We start from the raw sequence: 4,689 nt of genomic DNA on the forward strand, positions 1-4,689 counted from the left end.
CGGGACGAGCCGGCGGCTCGTCCCGGCCGCCGGATTCCTCAGCGGACCGCCGCCCGCAGCGGCAGCTCCACCCAGATGACCTTGCCGCCGGCCGGGGTCTGCGCGATGTCGTAGTGCCCACCGGCCTCGTCGGTGATCGCCTTGACCAGCAGCAGCCCGCGTCCGCCGGTCCTGGCGTGGTCGGTCTCCAGCGCCTTGGGCCGGTACGGGTGGTTGTCCCCGACCGCGATCCGGACCCAGTCCGCGCCGACCGCGAGCTCGACCGTCACCTGGGGCGAGAGCACGGCCGCGTGCTTCACGGCGTTGGTGACCAGCTCCGAGACGATGACCAGCAGTCCGTACCGCACCTCCTCGTCGACCGGTACACCCCGGTCGACGAGGAGCGCGTGGACCCCGCGCCGTACCTGCGGTACGGACGAGTCGAGCGACGGGGCCGTGAACCGCCACACTCCCTCGTACGACCTCCGGGCCGGAGCCTGACCGGGCGAGATACTCCCGCGCGCCTCCATGACCGCACCCACCATCGCCTTCGCGTGACGTGTCTCCGCAGACCCCTGCCGACTGCTCACGGCCGGGCCCGCCTCACGGTTCGAGTGTCCGCGCCCATCCCATCCGCATATGCGGGAAACCGTAAGTCCCCTCCTTTCTGCGACTTTTGATTGATTGAGACCGTTCTTGGCGTGCGGATGACCGAATCCGATACGAGGCGGCGTGGATAGGATCGTGCGGCGGGCTGGGACACGTTCCGTCACCGCGATACCGTCCGCAACACCCGCGGGACCGCGTACGCCGCCCGCACCCGCGTACCGCGTCCTGCGTGCCGTCGCCCGGCCCCCGCGTCCGAAGGAGTCCGCATGTCCGCCGTGTCCACCTCCGCCACCGGCCCCGGACTGCTGGTGAGCACCGAGGACGGCACGGCCACCGTCACCATCAGCAACCCGGCCCGGCGCAACGCGATGACGGTGGCCATGTGGGAGTCGCTGCCCGGTCTGCTCGCGGGGCTGGCCGCCGATCCGGCGGTGCGGGTGCTGGTGCTGACCGGAGCGGGCGACACCTTCTGCGCGGGCGCCGACATCACCGGCTTCACCGGGGCCGACGGCTCCCGGGGTTCGCAGGACGCGGCGGTCGCCGCCGAGGAGGCGCTGGCCGCCTTCCCCAAACCGACCGTCGCGGAGGTGCGCGGCTACTGCGTGGGCGGCGGCTGCCAGCTCGCGGTCGCCTGCGACGTGCGGTTCGCCGCCGAGGGGGCGCGGTTCGGCGTCACCCCGGCCCGGCTCGGCATCGTCTACGCCGCCTCCTCCACCCGGCGCCTGGTCCGACTGACCGGCCCCTCGACCGCCAAGTACCTGCTGTTCTCCGCGGAGTTGATCGACCACGAACGGGCGCTGCGCACCGGCCTGGTGGACGAGGTACTGCCCGCCGACGAACTCGGCAAGCGGGTAAGGGAGTTCACCGGCGTAATGGGGTCCCGCTCGCAGCTCACCCAGGCCGCGGCCAAGGAGTTCGCCGACACCGCCGACGCGGTAGCCGCGGACCGCCTCACCCATTGGGCCGAGCAGGCCAGGACCAGTGGGGACACCGCCGAGGGCGTGGCCGCCTTCCTGGAACGCCGCGACCCCCGTTTCACCTGGTCCCCCGGCGCCGGCTGACCGAAAACCGCTCCCCCGACCCGGCCCGCCGACCCCGGTCCGGCGTCGGCGGGCCCGCACGCCGGCCCGCGCGATCGACGCGGGCGGCGCCGCCTGGGCTGTTTCCCCGGGCCGCCGACCGAACGGGGGCCGACCGGCGGGGAGTGGGCGGTGGGCGAGGCGTCCGGCGGCGGCCCCGGCGGGCGGGCGTCCGCTCACGGCCCGTAGCCGGGGCGTCATCGGGTCGCAGCCCGCTGGGGCCGAAAGTGCCCCGCTGGGCCGACGGTACGGTGCCCACCGCCGGGCGACGCACCGCTACGGCGGCCCGCCCGGAGCGCGTCAGCTCACCCGGGTCGCCCCGACGACGGGTTCCTTCTCCGTCACCCCCGGCGGCATCGCCGGATGGCGGCCGAGCAGGACGACGCCGACGACGACGGCCGCCAGTCCCGCCGCCTCCCAGGCCAGCGCCCCCGTGGTGAGCCGCAGGCGGTCGCCGAGGAAGCCCACGCCGCAGGCGATGCCGGCCAGCGGCTGGGCGGCGGTCAGCGAGGGCAGCGACATCCGCAGCGGAGCCATCTCGAAGGCGCTCTGCACCAGGAGCATGCCGGTGAGGCCGATGACCGCCACCCCGTAGGGCTGCCAGTGGACGAAGAGCTTCGCCACGCTCTCGTCCTTGACGATCTCGCCGCACAGCCGGGTGAGGGCGTCCTGGAGACCGTAGAGCAGCCCGGCGGCGCAGCCGAGCAGGGCGGCCTCGCCCGCCGGGGTGAGCCGGCGGGCCTTGAGGGTGAGCAGCAGGGCGAGGCCCACGACGATGCCGATGACCAGCCAGTGCCGCAGTGCGCCGGCCGCGTTGGCGCCGCCGTGGGGCTGGCCGCCGACGATGAAGGCGGTGACACCGAGCGCCAGCAGCGCGACCCCGCCCCAGCCGGACCAGCCCAGCGGCTGCCGGGTGAGCCAGCGGGACAGCGCCATGGCGAAGAGCAGGTTGGTGGCGGTGAGCGGTTCGACCAGCGAGACCTCGCCGTAGGTGAGCGCGATCGCGCCGAGCACCTGGCCGGCGACCATGAGGAACACGCCGAGCAGCCAGTCCGGCATCCGCATCAGGTCGAGCAGCAGCCGGAAGGTGAGGAAGTCCGCGATCGGGGCACGCGCCGCCGCGCGCTGCTGCAGCACGAAGCCAAGACCGAGGCAGCAGGCGGCACCGACTCCGAGCAGGAACACGGCCACGCGGTCACTGTAACCCGCCAGGTGACGGGCGAGGCTTCTTCCACGCCCCGCCGCCCCTGCCTCCCGGGGCTGCGACGGATCGCTGACGCCTGGTCACGGACGTGCGCCGGGAGGCCGGCCGCCGGCAGGCGGCGAGCGCGGAGGGCTCGACGCGGAGCGCGGTGAAGGCCGCCGGTGCCGGCCACCGGGTCCGGCATGTCACGGACCACCGGGCCGGCGCCGGCGACCACCCGCTTGAGCGGCAGCTCCGCGGTGACCGGGACTCCTCGCCCGCGGCGCCGAACCGCCGTACGTTCTCCGGGACTTCGGCGTCGTCCAGCGCCTCCTGGGGGTGGACCGCCCGGACCGGGCAGCCCTCCACCGGAGCAGCCGCAGTACCGCCCATCCTGGCCACGTACCGCTCGCAGGGTGGGGGCGTCCGTGCTGCCGCGTGACCACGGGGTCGCCGCGGTCCGGCGCGCCCGGACCGCCCGGCTCCGGCGGCACCGTCCGGACGCCGCTTGCGGACCCGCAGCCAACGCCAGTACCACGGCGGCGGTAACGTCGGCACCCGAGCGCGCATCCCACGTTCTCCTCGTCACGGAGGGGACGCAGGCCGGGCTCGGTGGGTTCCGCCGACGGGAAGCCGGCGCGGCTCAGCGCTCGCTGATCCGTCCGTCCGCGACCTCGATCCGCCGGGTGGTGTGCACCGCGTCCAGCATCCGCCGGTCGTGGGTGACCAGCAGCAGCGTCCCGTTGTACGAGGCCAGAGCCGACTCCAGCTGCTCGATGGCGGGCAGGTCGAGGTGATTGGTCGGCTCGTCCAGCACGAGCAGGTTGACGCCGCGGGCCTGGAGCAGCGCCAGCGCGGCGCGGGTGCGCTCGCCCGGGGAGAGGGTGGCGGCGGGCCGCAGGACGTGGGCGGCCTTGAGCCCGAACTTGGCCAGCAGCGTACGGATCTCCGCCGGTTCCAGGTCGGGGGCCGGGCCGCGGAAGGCGTCCAGCAGCGGTTCGGGGCCGCGGAAGAGCGCGCGGGCCTGGTCGACCTCGCCGACCAGCACGCCGGGCCCGAGCGTCGCCTGGCCCTCGTCGAGCGGGAGGCGGCCCAGCAGCGCGGCGAGCAGCGTGGACTTGCCCGAGCCGTTGGCACCGGTGATCGCGACCCGGTCGGCCCAGTCGATCTGGAGGTCCACCGGTCCGAACGCGAAGCCGCCGCGCCGGACCCGGGCGCCCCGCAGGGTGGCCACCACGGCGCCGGAGCGGGGCGCGGCGGCGATCTCCATCCGCAGTTCCCACTCCTTGCGGGGCTCCTCGACGGTCTCCAGGCGTTCGATCATCCGGTCCGTCTGCCGGGCCTTGGCGGCCTGCTTCTCGCTGCCCTCGGTGCGGGCCTTGCGGGCGATCTTGTCGTTGTCGGGGGACTTGCGCATGGCGTTGCGCAGGCCCTTGTCCATCCAGCCGCGCTGCATCCGGGCGCGGGCCTCGAGGCCCGCCCTGGTCTCGGCGTACTCCTCGTACTCCTCCCGGGCATGCCGCCGTGCGGTGGCACGTTCGTCCAGGTAGGAGGCGTATCCGCCGCCGTACGTGGCGACCTGCCGCTGCGCGAGGTCGAGTTCCACGACGCGGTTGACGGTACGGGTGAGGAATTCGCGGTCGTGGCTGACCAGCACGGTGCCGGCCCGTAGCCCGCCGACGAACTTCTCCAGGCGGTCCAGGCCGTCCAGGTCGAGGTCGTTGGTCGGCTCGTCCAGCAGGAAAATGTCGTAGCGGCTCAACAACAGCGAGGCCAGCCCGGCCCGCGCCGCCTGACCACCCGAGAGCGCGGTCATCGGCTGGGTCAGCTCGATCTCGA

The 4,689-nt window shown here is 74.2% G+C and carries 4 protein-coding genes; 1 reads left to right on the plus strand and 3 read right to left on the minus strand.

From position 1 onward, the window contains the following. Positions 1–38 precede the first annotated feature (38 nt). Complete coding sequence (locus VIW71_RS21350) at positions 39–509, minus strand: ATP-binding protein (protein ID WP_331624062.1); 471 nt, start codon at positions 507–509, stop codon at positions 39–41. Between the two features lie 345 nt (positions 510–854). On the opposite strand from VIW71_RS21350, the gene VIW71_RS21355 reads away from it, so the two are divergent. Continuing rightward, positions 855–1,649, plus strand: a complete 795-nt coding sequence (locus tag VIW71_RS21355) for an enoyl-CoA hydratase/isomerase family protein (RefSeq protein WP_331624058.1) — start codon at positions 855–857, stop codon at positions 1,647–1,649. A gap of 318 nt (positions 1,650–1,967) precedes the next feature. Here the strand turns inward: VIW71_RS21355 and VIW71_RS21360 are convergent, their stop codons facing one another. Then, a complete protein-coding gene (locus VIW71_RS21360) occupies positions 1,968–2,858 on the minus strand; it encodes a DMT family transporter (protein ID WP_331624059.1) in 891 nt (296 codons plus the stop codon). Between the two features lie 635 nt (positions 2,859–3,493). Continuing rightward, positions 3,494–4,689, minus strand: a 1,196-nt coding sequence (locus VIW71_RS21365) for an ATP-binding cassette domain-containing protein (RefSeq protein ID WP_331624060.1), incomplete at its 5' end; no start/stop codon positions are given.

This window comes from Streptomyces sp., assembly GCF_036524955.1.
In the GTDB taxonomy this organism is placed as follows: Bacteria; Actinomycetota; Actinomycetes; order Streptomycetales; family Streptomycetaceae; genus Actinacidiphila.